This is a genomic window from Edaphobacter sp. (assembly GCF_028283685.1).
Classification (GTDB): Bacteria; Acidobacteriota; Terriglobia; order Terriglobales; family Acidobacteriaceae; genus Edaphobacter.
On record NZ_JAPWKF010000009.1, the window covers coordinates 25,023 to 49,866 of the forward strand.

Annotated in this window: 23 protein-coding genes, 1 pseudogene and 1 riboswitch; of the genes and pseudogenes, 14 read left to right on the forward strand and 10 right to left on the reverse strand. The window is 61.8% G+C overall.

The genetic code is table 11. The features are described from left to right. Positions 1 to 11: 11 nt before the first annotated feature. Positions 12 to 866: a sugar phosphate isomerase/epimerase gene (locus PW789_RS17245; RefSeq protein ID WP_299378927.1), complete on the reverse strand. Its 855-nt coding sequence runs from the start codon at positions 864 to 866 to the stop codon at positions 12 to 14. 102 nt (positions 867 to 968) lie between these two features. Between PW789_RS17245 and PW789_RS17250 the strand changes: the two genes are divergently transcribed. From PW789_RS17250 to PW789_RS17265, 4 genes are all read left to right on the forward strand, one after another. Then, positions 969 to 1,718, forward strand: coding sequence for a hypothetical protein (locus tag PW789_RS17250; RefSeq protein ID WP_299378929.1), 750 nt, complete (start codon positions 969 to 971; stop codon positions 1,716 to 1,718). A gap of 84 nt (positions 1,719 to 1,802) precedes the next feature. Then, positions 1,803 to 2,759, forward strand: a complete 957-nt coding sequence (locus PW789_RS17255) for a sugar phosphate isomerase/epimerase (RefSeq protein ID WP_299378932.1) — start codon at positions 1,803 to 1,805, stop codon at positions 2,757 to 2,759. 66 nt (positions 2,760 to 2,825) lie between these two features. Then, positions 2,826 to 3,020, forward strand: a riboswitch (cobalamin riboswitch). 100 nt (positions 3,021 to 3,120) lie between these two features. Further along, complete coding sequence (gene metE / locus PW789_RS17260) at positions 3,121 to 5,403, forward strand: 5-methyltetrahydropteroyltriglutamate--homocysteine S-methyltransferase (RefSeq protein ID WP_299378934.1); 2,283 nt, start codon at positions 3,121 to 3,123, stop codon at positions 5,401 to 5,403. Between the two features lie 566 nt (positions 5,404 to 5,969). Further along, positions 5,970 to 6,872, forward strand: coding sequence for an FAD-dependent oxidoreductase (locus PW789_RS17265; protein ID WP_299378937.1), 903 nt, complete (start codon positions 5,970 to 5,972; stop codon positions 6,870 to 6,872). Positions 6,873 to 6,938: 66 nt separating this feature from the next. On the opposite strand, the gene murQ is transcribed toward PW789_RS17265, so the two are convergent. After that, positions 6,939 to 7,907 (reverse strand): N-acetylmuramic acid 6-phosphate etherase, encoded by a 969-nt coding sequence (gene murQ, locus PW789_RS17270; RefSeq protein WP_299378939.1) that lies wholly within the window; start codon positions 7,905 to 7,907, stop codon positions 6,939 to 6,941. Positions 7,908 to 8,075: 168 nt separating this feature from the next. Here murQ and PW789_RS17275 point away from each other — a divergent pair, with 168 nt between their 5' ends. Both PW789_RS17275 and lepB read left to right on the forward strand, forming a co-directional pair. Further along, entirely contained in the window at positions 8,076 to 9,113 is a 1,038-nt protein-coding gene (locus PW789_RS17275) for a serine hydrolase (protein ID WP_299378941.1), read from the forward strand. 115 nt (positions 9,114 to 9,228) lie between these two features. Further along, positions 9,229 to 9,759: a signal peptidase I gene (lepB, locus tag PW789_RS17280; protein WP_299379245.1), complete on the forward strand. Its 531-nt coding sequence runs from the start codon at positions 9,229 to 9,231 to the stop codon at positions 9,757 to 9,759. Positions 9,760 to 9,807: 48 nt separating this feature from the next. Here lepB and tpiA read toward each other — a convergent pair whose 3' ends face one another. From tpiA to PW789_RS17295, 3 genes are all read right to left on the reverse strand, one after another. Next, positions 9,808 to 10,578 carry a triose-phosphate isomerase gene (gene tpiA, locus PW789_RS17285; RefSeq protein ID WP_299378943.1) on the reverse strand — a complete coding sequence of 257 codons (771 nt, stop codon included), beginning with the start codon at positions 10,576 to 10,578 and terminating at the stop codon, positions 9,808 to 9,810. Positions 10,579 to 10,679: 101 nt separating this feature from the next. Continuing rightward, positions 10,680 to 11,912 (reverse strand): phosphoglycerate kinase, encoded by a 1,233-nt coding sequence (gene pgk, locus PW789_RS17290; protein ID WP_299378946.1) that lies wholly within the window; start codon positions 11,910 to 11,912, stop codon positions 10,680 to 10,682. Positions 11,913 to 12,069: 157 nt separating this feature from the next. After that, entirely contained in the window at positions 12,070 to 12,444 is a 375-nt protein-coding gene (locus PW789_RS17295) for a RidA family protein (RefSeq protein WP_299378948.1), read from the reverse strand. Positions 12,445 to 12,519: 75 nt separating this feature from the next. Here PW789_RS17295 and PW789_RS17300 point away from each other — a divergent pair, with 75 nt between their 5' ends. Continuing rightward, positions 12,520 to 13,188, forward strand: coding sequence for a DUF6629 family protein (locus PW789_RS17300; protein ID WP_299378951.1), 669 nt, complete (start codon positions 12,520 to 12,522; stop codon positions 13,186 to 13,188). Between the two features lie 76 nt (positions 13,189 to 13,264). Here the strand turns inward: PW789_RS17300 and gap are convergent, their stop codons facing one another. After that, on the reverse strand, positions 13,265 to 14,269 hold the full coding sequence (gap, locus tag PW789_RS17305) for a type I glyceraldehyde-3-phosphate dehydrogenase (RefSeq protein WP_299378953.1): 1,005 nt from the start codon (positions 14,267 to 14,269) through the stop codon (positions 13,265 to 13,267). A 230-nt stretch (positions 14,270 to 14,499) separates the two neighbouring features. Between gap and PW789_RS17310 the strand changes: the two genes are divergently transcribed. The 6 genes from PW789_RS17310 to PW789_RS17335 all read left to right on the forward strand — a co-directional run bounded on the left by PW789_RS17310 (position 14,500) and on the right by PW789_RS17335 (position 18,268). Beyond that, positions 14,500 to 15,330 carry an AAA family ATPase gene (locus PW789_RS17310; protein ID WP_299378955.1) on the forward strand — a complete coding sequence of 277 codons (831 nt, stop codon included), beginning with the start codon at positions 14,500 to 14,502 and terminating at the stop codon, positions 15,328 to 15,330. Between the two features lie 59 nt (positions 15,331 to 15,389). Further along, on the forward strand, positions 15,390 to 15,899 hold the full coding sequence (locus tag PW789_RS17315) for an ATP-binding cassette domain-containing protein (RefSeq protein WP_299378957.1): 510 nt from the start codon (positions 15,390 to 15,392) through the stop codon (positions 15,897 to 15,899). Then, a complete protein-coding gene (locus PW789_RS17320; RefSeq protein WP_299378959.1) occupies positions 15,796 to 16,152 on the forward strand; it encodes an ATP-binding cassette domain-containing protein in 357 nt (118 codons plus the stop codon). The genes PW789_RS17315 and PW789_RS17320 overlap by 104 nt, the downstream gene beginning before the upstream one ends. Then, a complete protein-coding gene (locus PW789_RS17325) occupies positions 16,152 to 16,781 on the forward strand; it encodes an ABC transporter permease (RefSeq protein WP_299378962.1) in 630 nt (209 codons plus the stop codon). Before PW789_RS17320 ends, PW789_RS17325 begins: the two co-directional genes overlap by 1 nt. A gap of 8 nt (positions 16,782 to 16,789) precedes the next feature. Next, entirely contained in the window at positions 16,790 to 17,689 is a 900-nt protein-coding gene (locus PW789_RS17330; protein ID WP_299378964.1) for a glycine betaine ABC transporter substrate-binding protein, read from the forward strand. A 72-nt stretch (positions 17,690 to 17,761) separates the two neighbouring features. Next, positions 17,762 to 18,268 (forward strand): DinB family protein, encoded by a 507-nt coding sequence (locus tag PW789_RS17335; protein WP_299378966.1) that lies wholly within the window; start codon positions 17,762 to 17,764, stop codon positions 18,266 to 18,268. A 2-nt stretch (positions 18,269 to 18,270) separates the two neighbouring features. Here the strand turns inward: PW789_RS17335 and PW789_RS17340 are convergent, their stop codons facing one another. Further along, positions 18,271 to 20,454: a hypothetical protein gene (locus PW789_RS17340; RefSeq protein ID WP_299378968.1), complete on the reverse strand. Its 2,184-nt coding sequence runs from the start codon at positions 20,452 to 20,454 to the stop codon at positions 18,271 to 18,273. A gap of 169 nt (positions 20,455 to 20,623) precedes the next feature. Continuing rightward, positions 20,624 to 21,262, reverse strand: a complete 639-nt coding sequence (gene ribA, locus PW789_RS17345) for a GTP cyclohydrolase II (protein WP_299378970.1) — start codon at positions 21,260 to 21,262, stop codon at positions 20,624 to 20,626. 101 nt (positions 21,263 to 21,363) lie between these two features. Here ribA and PW789_RS17350 point away from each other — a divergent pair, with 101 nt between their 5' ends. Next, complete coding sequence (locus PW789_RS17350) at positions 21,364 to 22,803, forward strand: sensor histidine kinase (RefSeq protein WP_299378972.1); 1,440 nt, start codon at positions 21,364 to 21,366, stop codon at positions 22,801 to 22,803. On the opposite strand, the gene bshA is transcribed toward PW789_RS17350, so the two are convergent. Beyond that, positions 22,773 to 23,927 carry an N-acetyl-alpha-D-glucosaminyl L-malate synthase BshA gene (gene bshA / locus PW789_RS17355; protein WP_299378973.1) on the reverse strand — a complete coding sequence of 385 codons (1,155 nt, stop codon included), beginning with the start codon at positions 23,925 to 23,927 and terminating at the stop codon, positions 22,773 to 22,775. The genes PW789_RS17350 and bshA overlap by 31 nt on opposite strands. A gap of 11 nt (positions 23,928 to 23,938) precedes the next feature. Beyond that, positions 23,939 to 24,816: pseudogene (locus PW789_RS17360) on the reverse strand (ChbG/HpnK family deacetylase). Between the last annotated feature and the right edge of the window lie 28 nt (positions 24,817 to 24,844).

Here is a 24,844-nt window from a genome sequence, read left to right on the forward strand (position 1 = left end):
GGCGAGACGATTTACTTTGTGAGGCCGAGACCGGCGATGACGCCGCGCATGTAGGCGAAGCTCTTCATGACGCCGGGGAAGGGATTGTTGTCGTCGATCTCGTATTCGAGGTCAACGTTGCCCTTGTAGCCCATGGCGGCGAGGGTGCGGAAGATGGCGGGGACAGGCATGAGGCCATCGCCGACGGGGACCTGGCTCTCTTTCACCAGGCGCTGCGCGAGGTCCTTCATGTGGAGATCGAAGAGGCGTGGTCCAACCTTTTTGATGGCTTCAACGGGATCTGTACCGGTGCGCATGGTGTGTCCGACGTCGATGCAGCATCCGATGCGCGGGTCCATGTTCTTGACGACGGCGAGGACGTCGAGGGGCGAGGGCCACTGCTTGTCTTCGGTGCCGTGGTTGTGGATCGCGAGCTTGATGTTGTATTCCTTCACGAATTTTTCGACGCGCGGAAGGACCTGCCGTGTGGGTGCACCGACGATGATGGGAATGCCTGCGGCCTTGACGTACTCGAACTTGGACCGGATGTCTTCGTCGTCATCTTTGTCGAAGTAGATGGTGCCGGCCGCAGTGAGAGTGAGGCCGGCAGCGCGGTATTCCGCAGCATGCGTGGCGACCTGGTCGGCGGGCTTCATGGGCAGATGAATGTCTTTGAGATTGAGATATGGCGTCTTCAGCTGCTTCATGAATTCGATCAGCTGCGCCTGGTCGAACTTGCGGAAGGTGTAGCTGGCGATGCCGAGGCGGATGGGGGACTCCGATGCCGTCGGTGCAGCCAATGCAGTGGTGGTGGTCGACAGTGCCGCGGAGGCTGTGAGAGCGACTCCGCCACAAATCAGGCTACGGCGCGAGAGGTTTGCGTTCATGCAGGGCATAGTAGCGAGGATGTGTAGTGGTCGTCCAGTTCGAGGGACGGGAAAACGTTCCTTTCATCGGCCTATATTGGCCTTGACACCTGTAAATTCGGGATGGTAGCTTCTCGTTCGCTCTTCGAACAATACCCCGTGGCGACGTTCCAGGCAGGCTTTCCGGCGCCGGTGGCGGCACCGATTTCGGCGAACGGGATTATTCCTGTGACGATGGGATCGCTGGCGGCGCAACAGCTGTATTACGTTCCGCTGGATTACAAGAGTCCTTATGTGCACTCGTGGAACGTGGCGATTCAGCGGGCGCTAACGTACGACATGTCGATGCAGGTTGCGTATGTGGGCAACCGCGGCGTGGGAATTCCGGGCAACATCGACATCAACAATCCAACGACGTATGGCGGAGGCACGGCGTCGAAGCCGGAGTATAACTGCGTGGGCTGCCCGTCGGGCGTTCACCGCACGGCAACGACGAGCAAGATCTTCCAGGGCTTTTCGTCGAACTATCAGTCCTTACAGGTGCAGCTGAACAAGCGCTTCTCGCATGGATTCGGTTTCACCTCGGTGTTTACGTGGGGTAAGGGACTTGGCTATATCAGCGGTGCCGACGGTGGTGTGTCTTCTACACCGATCTGCTTCCCGATCCGGCGCGAGGCTGCGCTGGAGACGAGGCTGGATGCATTTCAGCTGAGCAATACGCCGCAGTTCAACAATCCGAACTCGGGCAGCGGCAATATTATCTCGGCGGCAAACTTTGGACGCATCACCGGCACGCTGGGCAGTGGTCAGGGCAGCGTGAACGGTATTGGTGGAGGACGCAGCCTGCAGGCCTCGGCCAGGATTACGTTCTAGGCCGAAAAATAGAATTAATCGCACGGCCAGCTTCTCTTAATTGGAAGCTGGCCGTATTTTTATCTGCGGGAAGAAAGGATGGGAATGATGGTTTTGACGCGACGAGGTTTTATCGGCGGAGGCATGGCCGCCGGACTGGCGATGGGTGGAGTGAATGCGTTCGGATTTGCGGCTTCGCCGTTCAGGATTGCGGTGATCACGGATGAGATCTCGCAGGACTTCGATCATGCGTGCGCGGTGGCTGCGAACGACTTCGGCATGAAGTGGGTGGAGCTGCGCGGGATGTGGAAGAAGAGCCTGCTTGCGCTGAGCGACACGGAGATTGCCGAGGCACAAAGGATTCTCGCCAAGTACAAGTTGAGCGTGACGGACATTGCGAGTCCGCTGTTCAAAGTGGACTGGCCTGGCGCTCCGAAGTCGGAGCATAGCGCGAAGAATACGCCATCGACAGATGTGATGAAGGAGCAGCAGCAGATGCTGGAGAAGAGCATCGCGCTGGCGAAGCAGTTCAAGACGAACAAGGTGCGCTGCTTTGACTTCTGGAGGATTGAGGATGTTGCGCCGTATCGCAAGGCGATCGATCAGACGCTGGCGGAGGCTGCGGCGACGTGCGGCAAGCAGGGCGTGACGCTGGTGCTGGAGAATGAGTTCGCTTGCAACACTGCGACGGGGCGTGAGGCTGCGCGGGCGTTGCAGGCGGTTCCATCGTCTTCGTTCGGGTTGAACTGGGATCCGGGCAATGCGGTGATGCGCGGCGAATTCGATGCGTATCCGGTTGCATGGAAGATGCTGCCGAAGAATCGTATCCATCACTGCCATGTAAAGAATGCGGTGAAGGGAAGCGATGGCAAGGTGGTTTGGTCGCCGGTGGGGACGGGCGTGATCGACTGGACCGGGCAGTTCCGCGATCTGGCAAAGGCAGGATATCGCGGTGCGGTGAGCCTGGAGACGCACTGGCATGGCGGCTCGTCACCGGAAGATTCGACACGAAAGAGCTGGGCGGGGATGAAGAAGGCGCTCGAAGACTCCGGGACGTTTTAGGAGGAAGTAGGACCCTGGGTGCGAGGCGCACTTCACGGAATGCCGGGCTCAGGGTAAGCTAGGAGAACAATTTCAATGCTTCGCGGTGTTCGATCCCTCTGGGATCGGAATTAAAAGGGAATCCGGTGAACACTCCGGAACTGCCCCGCAGCGGTAAGCAGGAACGAACGCTCCACGATGGCACTGGCCGCAAGGCTGGGAAGCCGGAGCAAGTAGGTAGCCTGCGAAGTCCGAAGACCTGCCGCGAAGCTTAATAAGCTCACCCGCCTCCGAGGGGAGGGAGGATGACGATAGCGCACCGTGTCTCTGCACGGGTGCGTCCGTCTCTCCGTCTCCGTGTGGCCGAACGTCAGGAGAGACGATGACATTTCCGAAGGCAGGCAATTTAGGTTTTCCCCGCATGGGAGCGAAGCGCGAGCTGAAGTTTGCGCTGGAGAGCTTCTGGAGCGGCAAGAGCAGTGAGGCCGAGTTGCGCCAGGTTGCGCGAGCTCTGCGCACGGCGCACTGGACGATGCAGCATGAAGCTGGAATCGCGACGCCGCCTTCGAATGACTTTTCGTTTTACGATCATGTGCTCGATCTGGCGGTGATGCTGGGTGCTGTACCGAAGAGATTCGGGCATCCAGGTGGCGAGGTGTCCCTGTCGACTTACTTTGCGATGGCGCGTGGCGCGGCCAACGCGACGGCGATGGAGATGACGAAGTGGCTGGACACCAACTATCACTACGTTGTGCCGGAGTTTGAGCCGGGTATGCGCTATGAGCTGCTCTCGGCGAAGGTCGTTGAGGAGTACCAGGAGGCGAAGGCGCTTGGCGTTGAGACGCGGCCTGTGCTGTTGGGGCCGGTATCGTTTGTGCTGCTGGGCAAGACGACCGATGTGAGCGTTGTGCGTGGCGATGTGCTGCGAGCAATTCTGCCGGCATACACGGAGCTGCTGAAGCGCCTGCATGACGCGGGTGCGGAGTGGGTGCAGGTGGATGAGCCCTGCCTTGTGCTCGACTTGAGCGATGAGGCGAAGACGTTGTATCGCGAGGCGTATGCGGTGTTGCGCGAGGGCGCATCGCCGAAGGTGATGCTGGCGACGTACTTTGGCGATCTGGCGGAGAACATGGATCTGGCGCTGAGCCTGGGGGCCGCAGGACTGCATATCGACCTGATACGCGCGCCCCAGCAGCTGGCTGCTCTTGCCGCGAAGCAGACGGGTGAACTGTGTGTGTCGCTGGGGCTGATCGATGGACGCAATGTGTGGCGTACGAATCTGCGTCATGCGCTGGCGGCGGTTGAGACGGCGGTGAAGGCGTTCGGCAGCGGGCGTGTACAGGTAGCGGGATCGTGCTCGCTGCTGCATGCGCCGGTCGATCTCGATTTCGAGACGAAGATGGATGCGGAGATTCGCTCATGGATGGCCTTCGCGAAGCAGAAACTGGGAGAAATCGCGGTGCTGGCGCGAGGTGTTGAAGATCGCGCGGGTATCGAGGTTGAGCTTGCGGCGAACGATGCGGTGCTGGCGACGCGCAGATCGTCGAGCAGAATTCATCGCGAGGAGGTGACGCAGCGGCTGGAGGCCGTGGAGTCGTCGATGCTGGAGCGCTACAGCCCGCATGCTGTGCGCGCGAAGTTGCAGGACGAAGAGTTGCATCTTCCGCCGCTGCCGACGACGACGATCGGATCGTTTCCGCAGACGCCTGAGGTGAGAAAGAATCGTGCCGCGTTTCGTGCGGGCAAGCTGGATGAGAAGTCGTACGAGCAGTTCCTCGAGGAAGAGATTGCTCGCTGCATTCGCTTCCAGGAGACGGCCGGACTCGACCTGCTGGTGCATGGCGAGTTTGAGCGCAACGACATGGTGGAGTACTTCGGCGAGCAGCTGGGCGGCTTCCTCTTTAGCGAGAACGGATGGGTGCAGAGCTATGGCTCGCGCTGCGTGAAGCCGCCGATCATCTTTGGCGATGTCTATCGTCCGAAGCCGATGACGGTGCGCTGGTCGACGTATGCGCAGTCGTTGACTTCTCGGCCGGTGAAGGGAATGCTGACGGGGCCGGTGACGATTCTGCAGTGGTCGTTTGTGCGTGACGATCAGCCTCGTGCTGAGACGTGCCGGCAGATTGCGCTGGCCATTCGCGACGAGGTGAGAGATCTGGAAGCAGTGGGCGTGCGCGCGATCCAGATCGACGAGCCGGCGATCCGCGAAGGACTGCCGCTGCGTCGTGCCGACTGGCCGCTGTACCTGGCGTGGAGCGTGGACGCATTCAAGCTGGCGTCTTCCGGCGTGAGCGATCGAACGCAGATTCACACGCATATGTGCTATTCGGAGTTCAACGACATCATGGACGCGATCGTGCGGATGGATGCGGACGTAATCTCCATTGAGTGCTCGCGCTCGCGAATGGAATTGCTGGAAGCCTTCGAGCGGGTGCAGTATCCGAACGGCATTGGACCCGGCGTCTATGACATTCATTCACCACGCGTGCCTGCGGAGGTCGAGATGGAAGAGCTGCTGCATCGTGCGTTGAAGGTGCTGACGCCGCGGCAGCTGTGGATCAATCCCGACTGCGGCCTGAAGACGCGCGGATGGGCCGAGGTTGGCCTGGCGTTGACGGGAATGGTTGAGACCGCGAAGCGGATGCGCCTGTCGATAGCTGTCTGAAGCAATAGCTTCTTGAATGAACAGCTTCTTGAAGCGAGGCTTCGTAAACGAGGTTGCTGAGCCCCGCGACCGTGCTGGCGCGGGAGGCAACGCTGCACCCCTGGTCACCTGGGGCCGATGTCTGCGAGGAGCAGGCATGGGCTCCAGGTTTTTGTCTTCTGCGGAGTGTTCTTCTATAACTGTGACTGAGAGTCTTGTTGTACTCCCTTCAAGCAAACTTTAATCCTCTTCACCTTCGTACAGGAGATGCACGATGAATCGTCGTTCTTTTCTCCAGGGCTCTGCTGCTCTGGCTGGATGCAGCGCTGTGGGACTAAGTGGCTGCGCCGCCAGGAAGCCTGTTTCATCGGCGGTGGCCGGTGCTCCTGGGCTGCCGCTTTATGATGCCGTGGGCCCGATTATCCCGATCCGCGCGGATGTGGATCGTATCTTCCGCATTACGGTGTGCCTGCGTCCGTTTCGTCCTGCAGGTCCAAGGCTGGAGGTGGAGCGGCTGGGAGACAAGCTCGTCGTGCACAACTACGGCCACGGCGGCAGCGGATGGTCGCTTTCGTGGGGATCGGCCGATGTCGACGGTCCGCAAGGCGCTGGAGGCGGCGAACGGCAGGAGAGAGCTGGCGGTGATCGGCTGCGGAGCCCTTGGTCTGACGGCGGCGATTACGGCGCAGCGTGCGGGCTTCAAGGTGACGATCTATGCCAAGGAGAGGCCGCCGTATGTGCGCTCTTCGCGTGCCACGGGATCGTGGACGCCGGACTCGCGCATTGCGCTGACCTCGGCGGCATCGTCGAACTTTGCCGTGGAGTGGGAGTCGATGGCGCGAACCTCGTTCTCGATGTATCAGAGCTATCTCGGTATGCCGGGCAATCCGGTGGAGTGGACGGATCGTTATACGCTTTCGAGCGGCGAGGGAAATGAAGGCCCGCATCATCGCGACGTGCATGACTGGGCCCACTATGGGGATCGCATCGCCGACCTGACACCCAGGGGGCAGGTCCTCCCCGAAGGCTCGCATCCGTTTCCGGCGAAGCATGTTGAGCGATCAGAGTCACTGACGTTCAATGTCGCGGATTATTCGCGGCAGCTGATGAATGACTTCATGATCGCTGGAGGAAAGATTGAGACGCGCGAGTTTCATTCGCCGCAGGATATGAAGTCTCTGCCGCAGCCGGTGATTATCAACTGCCCGGGCTACGGCGCGCGTCGTCTATGGTCCGATGAGAGCATCGTGCCGGTGCGCGGGCAGATCGGCTGGCTGATTCCGCAGGAGGGCGTCCACTACGGCATACAGGCGAGAGGCCTCTATGTTCTGGCGCGGCGCGACGGCATCGTGGTGCAGCCGGGGATGAGTGAAGACGAGGGCTGGGGAGATACGAACGAACAGCCCGATCGTGCAGCCGCCGTAGCCGGTGTCGAGATGCTGCAGGCTCTCTACCGTGGCATGGAGAAGACGCCAAGGCGGCGAGTGTAAATCACCCGCAAATGAAGAAAGCCCGGGAGCTTATCCCGGGCTTTCCTTTTGCCTGATGAATGAGCGTTAGAGTTCCAGTCTGGAATCGTCGATGGCGCGGCGAACATTTCCGTCGGACTTGGCGAGGCGGCGGACGGCTTCCATTTTGTCGACGTTGGCCTTGAGCATGACGACAGCGATGGGAATCGATTTGCCTGCGGACTTGATGGTGCGGATCGCCGTCTCGCGGTCGATGTCGCAGACCTTCATCAGCACGCGGATGCCGCGTTCGACGAGCTTGGCGTTCTTCATGTGCACGTTGACCATGAGGTTGTCGTACACATAGCCGAGCCGTGTCATCGCGCCGGTGGTGATCATGTTGAGCACCATCTTCTGCGCGCTGGCGGACTTCATGCGGGTGGAGCCGGAGAGGACCTCGGGGCCTACGTCGGTGACGATGGTGGTGTCGGCGACGTCAGAGAGCGGGGTGTTGAGGTTGCAGGTGACGGCTGCGGTCTTGGCGCCGCGGGCGCGGGCGTATTCGACGGCGCCGACGACATAGGGCGTGCGGCCTGAGGCCGAGACGCCGATCACGATGTCCTTGCGGGTGGGGCGGCGGCGGGCGATGTCGCGCTGTCCGAGCTCGGGCGAGTCCTCGTTGACGTCGGAGGCGGAGGCGAGCGCCTTCGGTCCACCGGCCATGATGTACTGCACCTGTGCCGGGGCGGTGGAGAAGGTCGGGGGGCACTCGGAGGCGTCGAGCGAGGCGATGCGGCCCGACGATCCTGCGCCGACATAGATCAGGCGTCCGCCGTCACGGAGCGAACGCGCGACGGTGTCGATGACGATGGCGATCTCAGGGAGCGCTTTCTTGACTGCAGCTGCAACCTTCGCATCTTCATGATTGATGATGCGTGCGATCTCGATAGCGGATTTTGTGTCGAGACCCTCGGATGCAGAGTTAGAGGTCTCAGTGACGAGTCCCTGGAACTCATCGGGGCCGTTCTGAGCGGATTTCGACGGCGGGGTCGACTCGATCATGGTGAGGGTAGCCATAGAGGTTCTACGAGAGTACTTTGTGCTGCTCCTCTTTCTGGACAATTCTAGCCCTATTCTGCATAGGATGCGTTCAGAAAGATTTTCGGTTTGATGCGGCTGAATGTTTTTAGGGTACGAGGATTCTACGCGCTATGGTCGTGCTTCGACAAAAGATAGGGACGAAAGATGGAGCTTGCTAAGATGCAGAGCATGGTCAAACACATCTTTGGCGGCGTGATGATCGCCGCGTTGCTGCTTGTTCCTGTGCTGCCTTCGTATGCCGCGGGCGGGGAGGCTGCGTCTGCACACGTAACGGATCAGGCGCTGGAATCGCAGCTACAGACGCTGGCAGCGACGCATCACGGGCATGTATCTCTCTATGCGGTGCAGTTGAACACGGGCAGGCAGGTGGCGGTGGATGCGGATCGGCCGGTGCCGACGGCATCGGTGATCAAGCTGGCGATTCTCTTTGAGGCGATGGAGCAGGTGAGGAGCGGCAAGGCGCACTGGGAAGAGAAGCTGACGCTGGCTCCCAAGGAGGCGGTGAGCGGATCAGGTGTGCTGACGTTCTTCGACACGCCGTTGACGCTCACGCTCAAGGATGTGCTGACCATGATGGTCATTGTGAGCGACAACACGGCGACGAACCTGGCGATCGACCGCTTCGGCGTGGATGCGATCAATGCCAGGATCGGCTGGCTGGGGCTGAAGGACACCCATCTTTATAAGAAGGTGATGAAGCCGGCAACAGGGCCGATGCCAGCCGATCAGCCGAAGTTCGGACTGGGAAAGACGACGGCGCGGGAGATGGCCACGATCATGGAGCGGATTGGCCTCTGCCAGCTTGCCGGGCCGGGAGAGGCTGCGGAGCCGCAGGACATGGCGATCTGCGGTGTGGCGCTGACGATGCTGCGAAACCAGTTTTATCGCAATACGATTCCGCGTTATCTGGAGGTCCTCGATACCAGCGAGGCCGGATCGGGCATCGCCAGCAAGACAGGCAGCCTGAATGCTGTGCGTAACGATGTGGCTATCGTGGCGGGCAAGGGAGGGCCGATGGTCCTTTCGATCTTCACCGACGGCAACCAGGATCAGGGCTGGACGGCGGACAATCAGGCTGAGATGATGATTGCACGGCTCGCAAAAGAGATTGTCGGCGCCTGGTCTCCTGCCGGGATTGATGGCCGTCTTCTTGTTCCAGGGCTTGGACTTACGGCGCGTTGAGTCTCCAGGGTGCGGGGTGCGTCTAACTATAGAGAGGATGTAGAGTCAGCCTGTGCAAGAAGACGAACAGATTGCCCCAGAGCCGCAAGCAGCTACACCAGAGTCATCGGTAACGGTGGTATCGCCGGCGCAGCGCCGGTTGGGACTACGGTCGTGGGGACGTGATCTGGTCATCTCGCTGGCTGTGTCGGCGTTCATCATTATCTTTCTTTACCAGCCGGTGCGGGTTGAGGGTACGAGCATGCTGCCGATGCTCGAGGATCAGGACAGGCTGTTCATCAACAAGATGGCCTACCGCGTGGGTTCAATCCATCGCGGCGATGTGGTGGTGTTCCTGTACCCGCACGATCATCAGAAGAGCTACATCAAGCGCGTGATCGCGCTGCCGGGAGACGATCTGCGGATCGACCATGGGCGAGTGTTTGTAAATGGCCATGCGTTGAAAGAGAAGTACGTGCCGCCGCGCTTTGAAGATGACCGTTCCTTGCCGGAGGCGATCGTGCCGGACCACCAGTACTTTGTGATGGGCGATCACCGCTCTATTTCAAGCGACAGCCGCGATTTTGGACCGGTGGACCGTGAACTGATCTACGGCAAGGCCGCGTTTGTGTATTGGCCGATGGAGCAGGCGGGCGTCGTTCGCTAGTCCGCTTCTTGAAGAGAGGGCGCAGCCAGAGTGCTGCGCCCTCGGTCTTTAAACGCCGGGATGCGGTGTGACGTTGGCGATGATCTGGGAGAAGCAGACCGGATCAAGCGAGGCGCCGCCGACGAGGGCGCCGTCGATGTTCTCCATGCGGGTGATTTCGGCGATGTTGTCGGGTTTAACGGAGCCGCCGTAGAGGATGCGCGTGGTAGCTGCGATCTCGGGGCCGGCTTCGCTGACCAGATGGTCGCGGATGATCTCGTGCGCATCTTCCGCCACTGCGGGCGTGGCGTTATGGCCGGAGCCGATGGCCCAGACGGGCTCGTAGGCGATGACCAGAGGGCCGAGGGCCGAGCGTTCGATGCCTTCGAGGGCGACAGAGAGTTGAAGCTTGAGCACATTCGCCGTCAGGTTACGTTCGCGCTCTTCGCTGTGTTCGCCGATGCAGACGATGGGAGTGAGGCCGTGCGCGAGCGCGGCCTTGAGCTTGAGGTTGACGCGCGCGTCGGTCTCGTTGAAGTAGCGGCGGCGCTCGGAGTGCCCGATGAGGACATGAGTGGCGCCGATGGCGGTGAGCATGGTGGGAGAGGTCTCACCGGTGTAGGCGCCTTCATCGAGCCAGTGCATGCACTGGGAGCCGACCTCGACCGATTTACCGCGCGCGGCATCAACGAGAGCGGGCAGCGAGGTCATCGAGGGAAACAGGATGACTTCGGTGGTCGCATTGGACTTGATGAGGGGGTAAAAGCTGGTGAGAAAGGCCGTCGATTCGGCCGGTGTTTTGAACATCTTCCAGTTGGCAGCGACGAGCGTTTTACGCATGGGGCATCAGTATCCCATTCCAAAGGCATATTCCGCCAGTGTGGTTTTTCTCCTCTGCGGCAGCGAGGCGCTGGCCTGTACCGCAGAGGAGGGAGGATTTGTCAGGATGCCTTGTCGGTGAGAGCGGCCACTCCGGGGAGCTCCTTGCCTTCGAGGAACTCAAGGCTGGCACCACCACCGGTGGAGATATGAGTGATTTTGCTGGCCACGCCGGACTGCTGTACGGCTGCCACGGAGTCGCCGCCGCCGACGATCGAGGTCGCGTCCTGGTTGGCGGCGACGGCTTTGGCGACGGCGTTGGTTCCCTTGGCGAAGGCGGGCATCTCGAAGACGCCCATCGGTCCATTCCAGACGATGGTGATGGCGTCGGCGATCTCCTTCTTGAAGAGCTCGACGGAGGCGGGTCCGATGTCGAGAGCCATGAGATCGGCGGGGAAGGCGCCGTCGCCGGAGAAGATCTGGGTCTTGGCATCGGGGGCGAACTTGTCGGCCAGCACGTGATCGACGGGCAGCAGGAAGGTAACGCCCTTCTTGGCGGCCTTATCGAGCGCGGCTTTGGCGATGTCGATCTTGTCGGCTTCGACCAGGGACTTGCCGGTGGTCTGGCCCTTGGCGTTGAGGAAGGTGTAGGCCATGCCGCCGCCGATGATCAGCGAGGTGACGCGGTCGAGCAGGCTGTCGATGACCTCGATCTTGTCGGAGACCTTGGCGCCGCCGATGATCGCGACGAAGGGCTTGATGGGATCGCTGACGGCCTTGCCCAGGTAGGTCAGCTCTTTTTCCATCAGCAGGCCGGCGGCTGAGACGGGTACGAAGTGCGTAACGCCTTCGGTGGAGGCGTGGGCGCGATGGGCCGAGCCGAAGGCGTCGTTGATATAGATATCGCAGAGCGAGGCGAGCTGCCTGGCGAACTCGGGATCGTTCTTCTCTTCCTCGGCGTGAAAGCGGAGATTTTCGAGCAGCAGTGGCTGACCCGGCTCGAGTCCGGCGACGAGCTCCTGCGGGATCTCACCGACACAGTCAGGCGAGAAGGCGACGTTTTCGTCATCGCCGATGACGTGATCGAGCAGCTCGCGCAGGCGGTCGACGACGGGCCGCAGGCTCATCGCGGGGACGACCTTGCCCTTGGGGCGGCCGAGGTGCGAGCAGAGGATGACGCGGGCCTTGCGGCGGAGAGCGTACTCGATGGTGGGGATGGTCTCGCGGATGCGGGTGTCGTCGGTGATACGGGGGGCGATGTCGGAGCCGTCGACTGCCAGGGGAACGTTGAAGTCAACGCGGATGAGAACACGCTTGTTCGTAAGATCGAGATCGCGGATCGACAGCTTGGACATGCAGATTCCTTTTCATCGTGGAAAGGTTGATGTTTCGCGCGTAGAGCGTCGGTTATCAGTTCCTATGATAGCGGCTGGCTCTGCGGGGTGCTGTCGCGAGCGGTAAAAACTTGGTGGAGGGAAGGGAGAGCAGGGCAATTCTGAGAGAAATCGAGCGTTATTCCGGGATGAAGGCGTCGGCCTCGATCTCGATGCGCCAGTGGGGATTGAGCAGCTGCTTGATGACGACCATGGTGGCGGCGGGACGGATGGTGGAGAAGAACTTGCCGTGGACGCGGCCGACTGTCTCCCAGTCTTCGACGTGGGTGAGAAACATGCGGGTGCGGTAGACGTGCTCGATGGAGCTTCCCGCGTTTTTCAGTGCGGTGGCGATGAGCGAGAGGCACTGATCGGCCTGCTCAGCCACATCGAGATCGTCAGCGCCGACCGGTCCGGTGCCGGAGACGTGGACGTGGTTGCCGAGACGCACGGCTCGCGAGAAGCCGATGATGGGTTCGTATGGGCTGCTGCCGGAAATGTTGGTGCGTTTCATGCGAAGAGTGTAGCTCCGCCAACGCTATGATCGACGAAGAACAACCTGAATTCTTCTACCGGAAGGAAATGCACGATGTGCTTTTCGGCTGCGGCGAACTTTGTGGGCAGTGGTGTGCTGGCGACGCTGGGTGTGGCAACGCTGACGCGGGTGAAGCATAAGAGGGAGCTGCTCTTCGCCTCGCTTCCAACGCTGTTTGCGGTGCATCAGTTTATCGAGGGATTTGTCTGGCTGGGGCTGGACGGCGATCTTTCTCCGAGTATCACGCACAAGATGGCTGCGGCGTTTGTGTTATATGCGCAGGGGCTGCTTCCTTTCCTGATCCCGCTCAGCGTGCTGTTGTTTGAGCCAAATGTGAAGAGCAGAAGACGCATGCTGCCGTTTCTTCTCGTGGGAACGGGAACGACGCTCTACATGCTCTGGGCGCTGATCGCCTACCCCTTACAGGTTTACGTCCAGAACAACAGCATCGTGTACATCAACGATGGAACCAACAACACCGTGCTGGCTGCGCTGTACGTGATCTCGACGTGCGGCACGCTCTTCTTTTCGAAGGTGCGCGACATGGTGATCTTCGGAGCGGCGAACCTGGCCATTCTGCTGGCAGTGATGGCCGTGAAGCGCTACGCCTTCACCTCACTGTGGTGCGCGTACGCCGCGGTAGCAAGCGTGATTATTCTCGCTTATTTCTGGCGCAGCTATCTGCGCCGTCCGTTTCCCTACAGCAACGCCATCCTGGGCTAAAAGGACATCCGGGGTTAAAAGAATGAAGGCCGGACACTCTTGCGGTGTCCGGCCTTCGAATGCTCTGTGTCGCGCTTTAGAGACCCTTCTGCTCGAGGAAGAGGATGAGGTCCTTGACGCGGTTGGAGTAGCCCCACTCGTTGTCGTACCAGCTGATGATCTTCGCGGACGAGCCGAGGACCTTGGTCAGCTTGGAGTCGAAGATGGAGGAGTGCGGGTTGCCGCGGAAGTCGGTCGAGACGAGCTCCTCTTCGGTGTAGGCGAGGATGCCCTTCATGGGGCCTTCTGCAGCAGCCTTGATGGCGGCGTTGATGCTCTCGACGGAGATGGGCTTCTCGGAGGTGAAGGTGAGGTCGACGACCGAGACCGTGGGGGTCGGGACGCGGATGGAGAAGCCGTCCAGCTTGCCGGCCATCTCGGGGATGACGAGCTTGAGGGCCTTGGCGGCGCCGGTCGAGGTCGGAATCATGGAGAGAGCGGCGGCGCGGGCACGGCGCAGGTCCTTGTGCGGAGCGTCGAGCACGACCTGGTCGTTGGTGTAGCTGTGGATCGTGTTCATCAGGCCGCTGACGATGCCGAAGGTATCGTGCAGCACTTTGACGACGGGCGCGAGGCAGTTGGTCGTGCAACTCGCGTTGGAGATGACGTTGTGCTTGGCGGCGTCGTACTTGCCCTCGTTGACGCCGAGGACGATGGTGATGTCCTCATTGCTGGCCGGGGCCGAGATGATGACCTTCTTGACGGTCGAGCCGAGGTGAGCCTTGGCCTTCTCAGCGTCGGTGAAGAAACCGGTCGATTCGACGACGACCTGCGCTCCGACGGAGGCCCAGTCCAACTTGGAGGGGTCGCGCTCGGCGAAGACCTTGATCTTCTTGCCGTCGACGATGACGCCGTCCGCGTCCGCGGAGATCTCGTGCGGCAGGTTGCCGAGGATGGAGTCGTACTTGAGCAGGTGGGCGAGCGTGGCCGGCGTGGTCAGGTCGTTGACGGCGACAAACTCGATATCGGGGTTTCCGAGAGCGCTGCGGAAGACGTTGCGTCCGATGCGGCCGAAGCCGTTGATTCCTACCTTTACAGCCATGATTACCGTTGCTCCTGTCGATAAATAATGCGTTTTAAAGATTGTAGACCCGCAGCCGTGGATGGGTGCGAGCGGCCAAGGTGGAATCTACCACAACCACCCGCGGCATTTTATTGGCGGCAAAGAATGGTCGTGGATGGGCCGAACTGGTTGGACCGATTTGCGGGGGGCTTTCGGCCTGTGTTACAAAGCGAGTCATGCGCGATCTGCGCGAATGGATAAGCGAAAAGATGAGACGACGCCCAAGACGTGGACCGAATGACTCGGAGTCCACGGGCAAGAGCGGGCAGGAATTGCCCCAAAACCAACCGGCACCCCTGAGGCCGTCGTATCCGGAACCAGTTCCGGAGGCCCAGAATGTTGCCGAAGAACCAGTCACCCTACCGGTCGAAGTGACGGCCCCGGTTGAGACGACGCAGGGTGCGGTGATCGCCGCGCCGGAGACGCCGGAGCAGAAGGTTGTGCTTGAGACGCAACCGGAGTCTCTGGGAACCCCCCCTGTGGAGCAGGCTGCGGCCAAGTCTCCTAAGGGCTTCGTCGTGCTGACAATCGGCCTTCCGGGCTCGGGCAAGACGACCTGGTACAAACGCCGCGGCGTAACCCCGCTTTCGAGCGACCTGCTGCGCACGATCCTGTTCGACGACATCACCGAGCAGCGTTACCAGGGTCTGGTGTTTTCGACGCTGCGCAGCCTGCTGCGCGCGCGCCTGATCGCCAAGATGCCCTGGAACTATGTGGATGCGACGAACCTGTCGCCGCATGAGCGCCGCCAGTGGATCCGCATGGCCAAGAGCTTCGGCTACGAGGTGCAGGCGGTCTTCTTCGACGTGCCTCTGGCCGTGTGCATGGATCGCAATCGCAAGCGCGATCGCGCCGTGACCGACGAGGTGATGCAGAAGATGGCCGACCGCCTGAAGCCGCCGAGCTTCAAGGAAGGCTTTGAGAAGATCACGATCGTTCGCGTGAAGGGACAGGCAGGCGCTGCGGCTCCTGTTGCTGCCGAGGCGGGTGCGGGCGATGAACAGCATGGTGCGGAGTCCGACCCGGAGGCTGCGCAGTAATGCTGCTGCGCAGTTAACGCTGCTGCGCAGTTCGCAGCGTACGCGGTAAGCTAGACGACATGCCCACGGTTGGCGTTGAGTTCGCGAAGGTGAGCTATACGCCGGCAGGTGGGCATCTTGTTTTGCGCGATGTCTCCCTTGCTCTTGAGGCCGGAACGACAACGGCGCTGCTGGGGCGAAGCGGTTCAGGCAAGACGACGCTGCTGCGTACCGTGAATGCCCTGGTGCAGCCGACCTCGGGCGAGGTCATCGTGCATGGGCGGCAGGTGAGCGGCGTGACCGATGAGGCCGAGCTGATCGCGTTGCGGCGCGGCATCGGCTACGTCATCCAGGAGACCGGCCTCTTTCCTCATATGACGATCGAGACGCAACGCCGCACTGGGGCTGGAGATTGCCGGACGCACCCCTGCCGAGGCGCAGGCACGTGCGCTGGAGGTTCTGCATCTGGCGGGTCTGGATGCCGAGGTGCTGAGAGGGCGTTATCCGTGGCAGCTCTCCGGTGGCCAGCGGCAGCGTGTGGGGCTGGCGCGTGCGCTGGCTCTCGATCCGGCCGTGCTGCTGATGGATGAGCCCTTCGGTGCGCTGGACCCGCTGACGCGCGCCGAGATGCAGACGATGCTCAAGGGACTGCTCGGAAAGATGAACAAGACGGTGCTGGTGGTGACGCACGATCTTGAAGAGGCGCTGTATCTCGCTGACAGGGTTCTGTTCGTCGCGGATGGCGAGGTGGTCGCCGATCTGCCTGCGTCGCAGGTTCTGCAATCGAAGCAGCCGCAGGTAATGGAGTACGTTCAGGCTGTTCGCCGCACGGAGGCACGCTGATGGGAGTGCTGGCGCAGCATGGCGATGAGATCGCGAGGCTGACCTTTGAACATCTTTGGCTCACGCTGAGCGCGATGCTGTTTGCAGCCGCCATCGGACTGCCCTTGGGCGTGATGCTGACGCGCAGGCCGCGCTGGGCAGGGCCGGTGATCGGCTTTGCCAACGTGGTGCAGACGGTGCCGAGCCTGGCGTTCTTCGGTCTGCTGCTGCCGGTGCCGTGGCTCGGCGAGAACGCGGCGCGGCTGGCGATCGTGGCGCTTACCGGATACGCTCTGCTGCCGATTCTGCGTAACACCTACACGGGCATTCGCAGTGTCGACCCGCAGCTGGTGGATGTTGCGCGCGCGATGGGGATGACGAACCGGCAGCGGCTCTTCAAAGTCGAGCTGCCGATGGCGGCGAGCGTGATCCTTGCCGGTCTGCGCACGGCGACGGTGACCTGCGTCGGTGTTGCGACGATTGCGGCGGCGATTGGTGCAGGTGGACTGGGCGAACTGATCTTTCGCGGCGTCGCCAGCGTCGATAACGGCCTTGTGCTGGCGGGCGCGATTCCCGCGGCGCTGCTGGCGCTGCTGGCGGATGCTCTGCTGGGGCTGCTGGAGAAGAAGATGACGGTGCGACCGGCATGAGCATGCGCATGCGCTGGTTTCGCTGCGCTGCTTTTGTATCGGTGGCGCTTCTTCTGGGCGTGACGGCGTGTGCTCCTCCGCGATCGTCGCGCATCACCATCGGCGCGAAGAACTTTACCGAGCAGGTGGTGCTGGGCGAGCTGCTGGCGCAGGAGATCGAGGCCGTCACTGGCCAGCCGGTGGCGCGGCGGTTTTACCTGGCGGGCAGCTACATCTGCCACCAGGCGCTGATCAGCGGCCGCATCGACGCCTATGTGGAGTACACAGGCACCGCGTTGACTGCGATCCTGAAGCAGCCTCTGCCGCCGGTGGGGCAGCGTGAAGAGGCGCGTGTGTTTGAGACTGTGGGCAAGCTTTACGAGCAGCGCTACAAAGTTCGTGTCGAGCCGGGGCTGGGATTTGAAGACACCTTCGCGATGGTGGTGCGGGGCGACGATGCGAGGCGCATGGGGATGAAGACCATCTCGGATGCGGTTCCGCATGCATCGACGATGCGACTTGGCGTGGGGTATGAGTTCGAGGAGCGTCCGGACGGTCTGCGCGGCCTTGAGGCTGCCTATGGGCTGAAGTTCGATGGCAATCCACGGCTGATGGACCTTGGCCTGCTCTATCGCGCTTTATCGAACGACCAAGTGGATATGGTGGCGGGGAACTCGACGGACGGGCCGATCCGCACGCTGGGCTTTGTTGCGCTGGAGGACGATAAGCATTACTTTCCACCGTACGAGGCGGTTCCGCTGGTGCGTGAGGATTCGCTGGTGCGTCACCCAGGCATGCAGCAGGCGATGGATAAGCTGCGTGGTGTGCTGACGGCTGACGAGGTGCGCGGCATGAATAGCGCCGTCGACGGCGAGCACAAGGATGTTGCCGAGGTTGTGCGCGCCTTTCGGGCCAGCAAGGGTCTCTAATAGCGATGATCTCTGCTAGAGGTCATCTTCCGGACGCGATCCTTGCGTCGAAGAAAGCAGGAGGTTGTTCTTATGTCGGAGAAGGTGGAGCCGTGGCTGCGCGGCACGTTGACGGAGGTGGATGCGGTGCGGCGTGGAGTGCTGCATGCGCTGGAGCTGGCGGCGGAGGATATGGCGCGGTGGTGCGATCCGCTGAACGGCGTCGAGATGGAGGAGCGTCCGCTGGGCCTGCCGTCGGTGGGGTTCCAGGTACGGCATATCGCACGTTCGCTGGATCGCCTGTTGACCTATGCCGAGGGGGCGGCTTTGAGCGAGCGGCAGCTGAAGGCGCTGAAGGATGAGGAGAGTCACGTTGACCGTGAGGCGACGCTGATGGAGTTTGCCGAGGCGATCGAGGTCTCCATCAGGCGAGTGCGAGCCTTCGCAGCAAAAGACTATGCCGAGCCGCGGTTTGTGGGGAGAAAGAAGCTGCCGACGAGCCTGGGAGGTCTGCTGGTGCACATCGCCGATCACACTCAGCGTCATGTAGGGCAGGCGATCACGACTGCCAAGGTCGTGATCGCCTTACGGACAGAGTAGGCTTACCTGCGGTTGAGCAGACCGCCGAGCGTATTGGTCAGCGAGTTGGTGCCGTTCTTCTTGGCGGCTGCTGCGGGGTTGCTGGTGAGGCCCTTGGTTCCGTTGGCCATCGCTCCGCTGAGATTGGGTGCGAAGGTCGGGTTGGAGGTGGTTCCTCCGATGGCGACGGGCACACCGTTGCGCAGGGCGCTCGTAGCGAGTCCACCGATGCTGCCGGCTGCGCCTCCGCTGGGAATCATACCCATCAGGGTTCCGGCGATGCCGCCTGCGGCCGAACCGCCGCTGCTGCCGCCGAGGATGCCGGTCAGCTTAAGGATCAGGTTGTAGTTGAGCGCTCCGGCTGCGGAGACTGTGCCTGCGCCCGTCGCCGTGCCCAGGGCCGGCATGTTGAGCGCGAGGTTGTCAGTGCGAACATTGCCGCCGTTGACGTTGATGTTGGTGCTCAACGAGCGGATGGCCGTGGTGGAACCCGTCTTTGCGCCGGTCAGCGATGTGAGTGCCGACAGCTTGGAGCCGAGATCGAAGTTGGCGAGATTGGTGTTGTCGAGGCGGATCGGCCCGCTGATGATGGGGGCAGCGGTGGAGCCGGTGACGGCGAGGTTGGTCGTCAGGGTTCCGCCCTGCAGCTTCGATCCCGTGGGAAGATGCACGCCGACGGAGGGAAGAAAGGCCTGAAGCTCGTCGATGGAGACCGACTGGCTGTTGACCTTCAGGTTGATGGCCGTGGTCGGGCCGCTGGTCTGGTAGGTTCCGGCAACGTTGATGACGGCTTTGCCGATGGCGATTGCCGCCGAAGTGACCTGTCCGGTTAGTGTCTGCATGTTCTGCACGACCGTCATCTTGACGTTGACGGGCATCTGCGAGGGCGAGCCGTTGGCCGCGACCTGCAGATTGGTGGCGTTGGCGGAGATGTTGGCGTTGAGATTGGTTCCGTCGGAGAGCGCGTTGACGTCGGCGTTGGCGATGCCCTTGATTCCGGCGTCAGGCGCGACGATGCCGCTGGAGGCGAGGTCGAGGTGCGTCAGGACAGCGTGGGTCTTGAAGGGAGTCGCTGCGACGCTTTGCTGGTTGATCGGGCCGGCGTTTCCGTCAGCCGTCACCGAGCCGCCTCCGGGGATCTGCGCGCTGGCCTTGAAGGGCGAAGAGGCGGTGGGCGAGACGCCGGTAATCTCGGCATTGAGCTGCTGGTAGACGCCGGGCGTCTTCTGGCCGGGGGAGGACAGCGTCAGGGAGCCGTTCTTGATCTGCAGATGGTCGGCCGAGAAGGTGCTCATCATGTTGTTGGCGTCGGGCGCATTGGCCTTGGCCGGTGCCGCCGCGGGCTTGTTGTCGCGAACGATGGCGAGCTTGGGGGTATCGACGACGAGGTCGTTGACGTGCAGCAGTTGGCCGTTCCAGGTGGCCGTCAGATTGACGGCGTCGATGAGCCCGGTGATGCCGGAGGAAGCCTCGACGAAGCCTGCAGCGGCCGGATCGAGATGCTTAACCTCAAGCTTGGCCGAGAAGGGGGTGAGCGAGGCGTCCTTCTGGTTGATCGGGCCGGCGTTTCCGGCGATGGTGACCTGTCCGTCGCCGGGCAGGTGCGCGGAGGCGTTGTAGGGAAACTGCTTGTCGAAGGTGAAGTTCTTCGCTTCGAGATTGAGCTGGTCGTAGGTGCGCGTTGGAATCGCAGGATCGCCCGGCGCGGGCTGCGCGGAGACGTTGAGCGTGCCGTTGGTGACAGCGACTTTGGCGATATTGACGGCTGGCGTCGCCTCGCCGCTCTTGGCCGGAGCGCTCGGCTTGGCGCCTCCGATGGTGGAGTAGTTCCAGGTGCCGTCGGCATGGCGAATCAGGTTGATCTTCGGCGTGTCGATCGCGAAGCCGGTGATGTTGACCGTCTTGCTGAGAATCAGCGGCAGCATCTCGACGCCGATCTTGACGGACTTGGCCTGGAGAAACGGCTGGCTGCTGTAGGCGGGATCGTCGGCCACCTGGGCGTTCTCGGCGACCAGGCTACCGGACCAGACGGAGAGGTCGAGCTTGCCCAGCGTGGTCTTACGGCCGAGGGAGGTCGTGATCTCCTGCTCGATACGGGTGCGGAAGTTGTCCGCGTTCAGGAACATGGGAATCGCCGTAACGATGATGACAATGAGCGCAAGGATGCTGCCGAGGACGATCAGAAGAGTTTTGTGACGCGCTGCCATAATTGCCCTTTCTTGTCGTGGTGCCAGCTGCTTCTGTCTGCGATGCAGATTTTTGGGATGGCGATGACCGGGAGCTAAAGAAGACAGGGGCCCTAAACCGCAATGGCTTGATGGCATGTTACTGAGTGATAGGGGATAAGAGCAATTCGGCGGAACGCAGGGAAGGCGGCTAGCTGACCAGATGGCCCATCTTTTCGCGCTTGGTCTGCAGATAGCGCTCGTTGGTGGGCTCTGACGGAACCTCTGCCGAGATGCGCTCCGTGACCCGGATGCCTGCCAGCTCCAGGGCCTCGACCTTGGCCGGATTGTTGGTGATCAGCCGGACAGCGTGGACGTTGAGCTGCTTGAGGACCTCGGCGGGAAGCTCGAACTCGCGGCAGTCGGCCTTATAGCCGAGTTCAAGGTTGGCTTCGATGGTGTCCATTCCCTGATCCTGAAGCTCGTAGGCCTTCAGTTTAGCCATCAGGCCGATACCACGGCCTTCCTGCTGCTCGTAGAGCAGGATACCTGCACCAGCCTCGGTGATCGTGGCAAGGGCCAGCTCCAGCTGCTGGCGGCAGTCGCAGCGCAGCGAGTGGAAGACATCGCCTGTAAGGCACTGAGAATGGATACGCACAATGGGGGGCGCCGAGTGGATATCGCCCATGACGAGCGCCACGGCCCCTTCGATCCGCTTGGACGGCGCCGGGATGTCGTCGTTACAGGGCTGCGGGTTCTCCACGATGCCCTCGAAGCCGAGGATACGAAACTGACCCCAGCGGGTGGGGAAGTCGGCATCGGCGACCTTGGTGACAGAGGAGAACGGCATCGTCTTCTGATTATACGTTTTTGTGCTCACCTTGATTGGATTCTCCCGGGCGCGGGAGCGATGCAAATCCGGCTTCTGTGCCGGAGAGGTAAAGTAGGGATGTGCCGCACATCTCCCCATCTTTGATCCTGATCACTCTGCTGGTGAAGCTGGGCGTGGCGGCGGCGACGTCAAGCTCGCTGGCCCGGTCGAAGGTCTTCAAGAGGGTGCTGCTGGCCGAGAGACGGACTCCCCGGGAGGTCGCCGAGCTGGTGGCGATGATCTGCGTCCCCCTGGTTCTGGGCGTGCTGGCTCGCGTGAAGGTGCCCAACTTTCTGGCCGCCGATCTCTCCTTTGAGACCTGCATGCTGCTGGGGCTGATGGTAGGCCCGCTGGGAGCGATGGCGGGTGGTGTTGCCATGGCGTTGCCCGCGGTCCTGCACCAGGAGTACTGGGCGCTGCCGGTGAACCTTGCCGTGGCTGCGGTCGCGGGATCGTTTGCGAAGTTTGTCGACCGCGAGGAGGTCTGGTCGTTCTCCCCGATGATCGACCTCAGCATCTATCGGTGGGTCACGCGCAATCTGCGCCGCCCGCATCTTGACCGGCAGGTCCTGCTGCTGGTGCTGATTGCGGGGCTGCAGCTGTGCCTGAGCCTGCTGGCGCATCTTTACCCGAGACGGTACTTTTCGCTTTACTCCAGCGAGTGGTGGGTGGAGCTGCTGATCTGCGCCAATGCGCCGATTGTGGTCGGCATCCCGCTGAAGATCTGGAACGCCATCCGGGTGGAGCGAAAATTGGAGGAGCAGGGACGGCTGCTTCTGGAGGCTCGTCTCGACGCGTTGCAGCGGCAGATCAATCCGCACTTTCTCTTCAACACGCTCAATTCGATCACCTCGCTGGTTCGTATGCAGCCGGAGCTGGCGCGAGAGATGATCGTCAAGCTGGCGAATATTCTTCGCGTGCTGCTGAAGGACCGCGAGGCCTTCGTGCCGCTCCGCGATGAGCTGGCGTTTACGGACGATTATCTCGACATCGAGGTCGTGCGTTTCGGCGAGAAGCTGAAGGTGGTCAAGGAGATTGCACCGGAGACGCTGGATATCCAGGTTCCCGGCATGCTTCTGCAGCCGCTGATTGAGAACAGCATCAAGCATGGGCTGGAGCCCCGCATCAGCGGGGGCACTGTAACTCTGCGCAGCCGCGTGACCGATGACGGCATGCTGGTGATCGACGTGGAGGACGACGGCGTCGGCATCCCCGTGGAGCGCGACGACAGCTCGCTGCTTAAGGGGCCGGGCTCAGGCACGGGCATCGGCATGCGCAATGTGCGGGAGCGCATGGAGGTGCAATATGGCAAGCTGGGCAGCATCGAGATCAACAGCCGCCCGGGCCGCGGCACCAAGGTGACCCTGCGCATGCCGGTGCTGGAAGCCGGCGCCGTCGACTGGACGGAGAATGGGCGCGAGGTGCTCGAGGCAGCTTCGCACGTGGTCAGCGACATGATGCGCCGTGTCGATCCGGACGGACGCCTGAGTCAGGCGTTGCGTTCGAGCACGCGGCGGTAATAGTCCTCGTACCTGGGAATGATGCTTTCGGTCGAGAAACGCTCCACTGCAGTGCGGCGGGAGGCTTCGGACATGGCAGCGAGCCGTGCCGGGTCGTTGAGCAGCGCGATGGCGCCTGCGGCCATACTTTCGACATCGCCGATCTCGTACAGCAGGCCGCTCTCTTCGTGATCGATCAGCTCAGGCACGCCGCCGACGCGCGTAGCGATCGCGGGTACGCTGCACGACATGGCTTCGAGCGCGGCCAGGCCGAAGGATTCCATCTGGCTGGGCATCAGCATCAGGTCGGCCAGCGGCAGCAGCTCGTGTACGTCATCCTGCTTGCCGAGGAAGTGGATGCGGTCCTGTACGCCATGGCGCAGCGCCAGGTGCTCGGCGGCGCTGCGGTCGGGGCCATCTCCGATCAGCATGAGCCGTGCGGGCATGGAGCGTGCGACGCGGGCAAAGACCTCAATGACGTCGAGCACACGCTTGACCGGGCGGAAGTTCGATAGATGCACCAACAGTTTTTCGTCGTCGTTGGCAAAGCGGGGGCGCATCTCGGCGACCAGCTCAGGACGGCGCACGTAGAGATCGCAATTGACGAAGTTGCGGATGACCTCGATCTCGCCGTCGATGCCGAAGGCCTCGCGGGTGCGCTCGGCGAGATGCGCGGAGATGGCCGTAACACCGTGCGATTGCTGAATGCCGAAGCGGGTGATCGGCAGGTACGAGGGGTCGAGCCCGACGAGCGTGATGTCGGTGCCGTGCAGCGTCGTGATGAAGGGAAGGTTCCTGCGGCGTGAGCCCATGGAGTTGCTGGCGATCATCTGGCTGGCGAGCAGGGCGCTGACCGAGTGCGGAATGGCGTAATGAACATGCAGCAGGTCGAGGGAATAGAAGTCTGCGACCTCGGCCATGCGCGTCGCGAGTGCAAGATCGTAGGGCGGGTACTCGAAGAGGGGATAGGTCGCGACCGAGACCTCGTGGAAGTGGATGTTTGTCTCGCGGCCGTTGAGACGGAAGGGTTGCGACGAGGTGATGAAGTGAACCTGGTGGCCGCGTGAGGCGAGTTCGATGCCCAGCTCGGTGGCGACGACGCCGGAGCCTCCGTAGGTTGGGTAGCAGGTGATGCCGATCTTCATGATGGCGGTTCCTAAACGTGCGCGGGCGCGATGGCGCCGAAGTGGATGAGCTCGGGAGCGTTTGGCCGCGCGAGCGCTGCTGGTATCGCTGTGATCAGTGCCTGCATCTCGATCTCGCGATGTGTGCGAAGACGCGTGGTGATGCGGTCGAGGTCGCTGTCGTTGTATCCAGGATGGCAGACGAGCTCATAGGTTCCCTGCGCGGGCAGGGCCTCCAATAGTTCGGTGAGGGTGATGGCGTTCAGGTTGCCGGTGGCGGAGACGCCGATGGTGCCTCCCGTGGATGAGACGATGCCGCAGCCGATCTGCCGCTGGTGCTGAAAGCTGGGGCGAAGACGGTTGAGCAGGCGAATCTGCATGCGGCGCTTGAAGTCGGCGTGCGCGAGATGCTGCGTGAATGCTGGCTCGAACGGATTGCGGATCGCCGTGATCGACTCCTGTTCGAGGACGTGCAGCAAGGGCCGGGCCACGCGGGGAAAGAGATGCGAGTGCTTGTGCGTATCGACATGCGTGATGGAGATGCCGGCTCCCCGGATCTTGCGGATCTGCGCCTGCACCTCGTGCTCGATCTCCTCTTCGCGGATGTGTCCGCGCAGCAGCGCCTGCACGAAGTCGATCAGCGACGGACGAAAGGTCTTGCGGTCCGGGCCGAGCAGCGTGGGAATCTCTTCCGGGGGGAGGCCGGGGTTCCGTCGGTGAGGACGATGTGGCAGCCCACGCCCAGCGTCGGGTTGGCATGGGCCAGAGCGACGGCATCCTCGAAGGCGGTTCCGGTGGCCATCAGTGTGGCAGAGGTGAGGACGCCGGCCTGATGCAACTCTACGATGGAGCGGTTGACTCCGCGTGTCAGGCCAAAATCGTCTGCGTTGATGATGAGGCGGGAAGGCATGAGGGGCTTTCAGGTGGGGATAGCACTA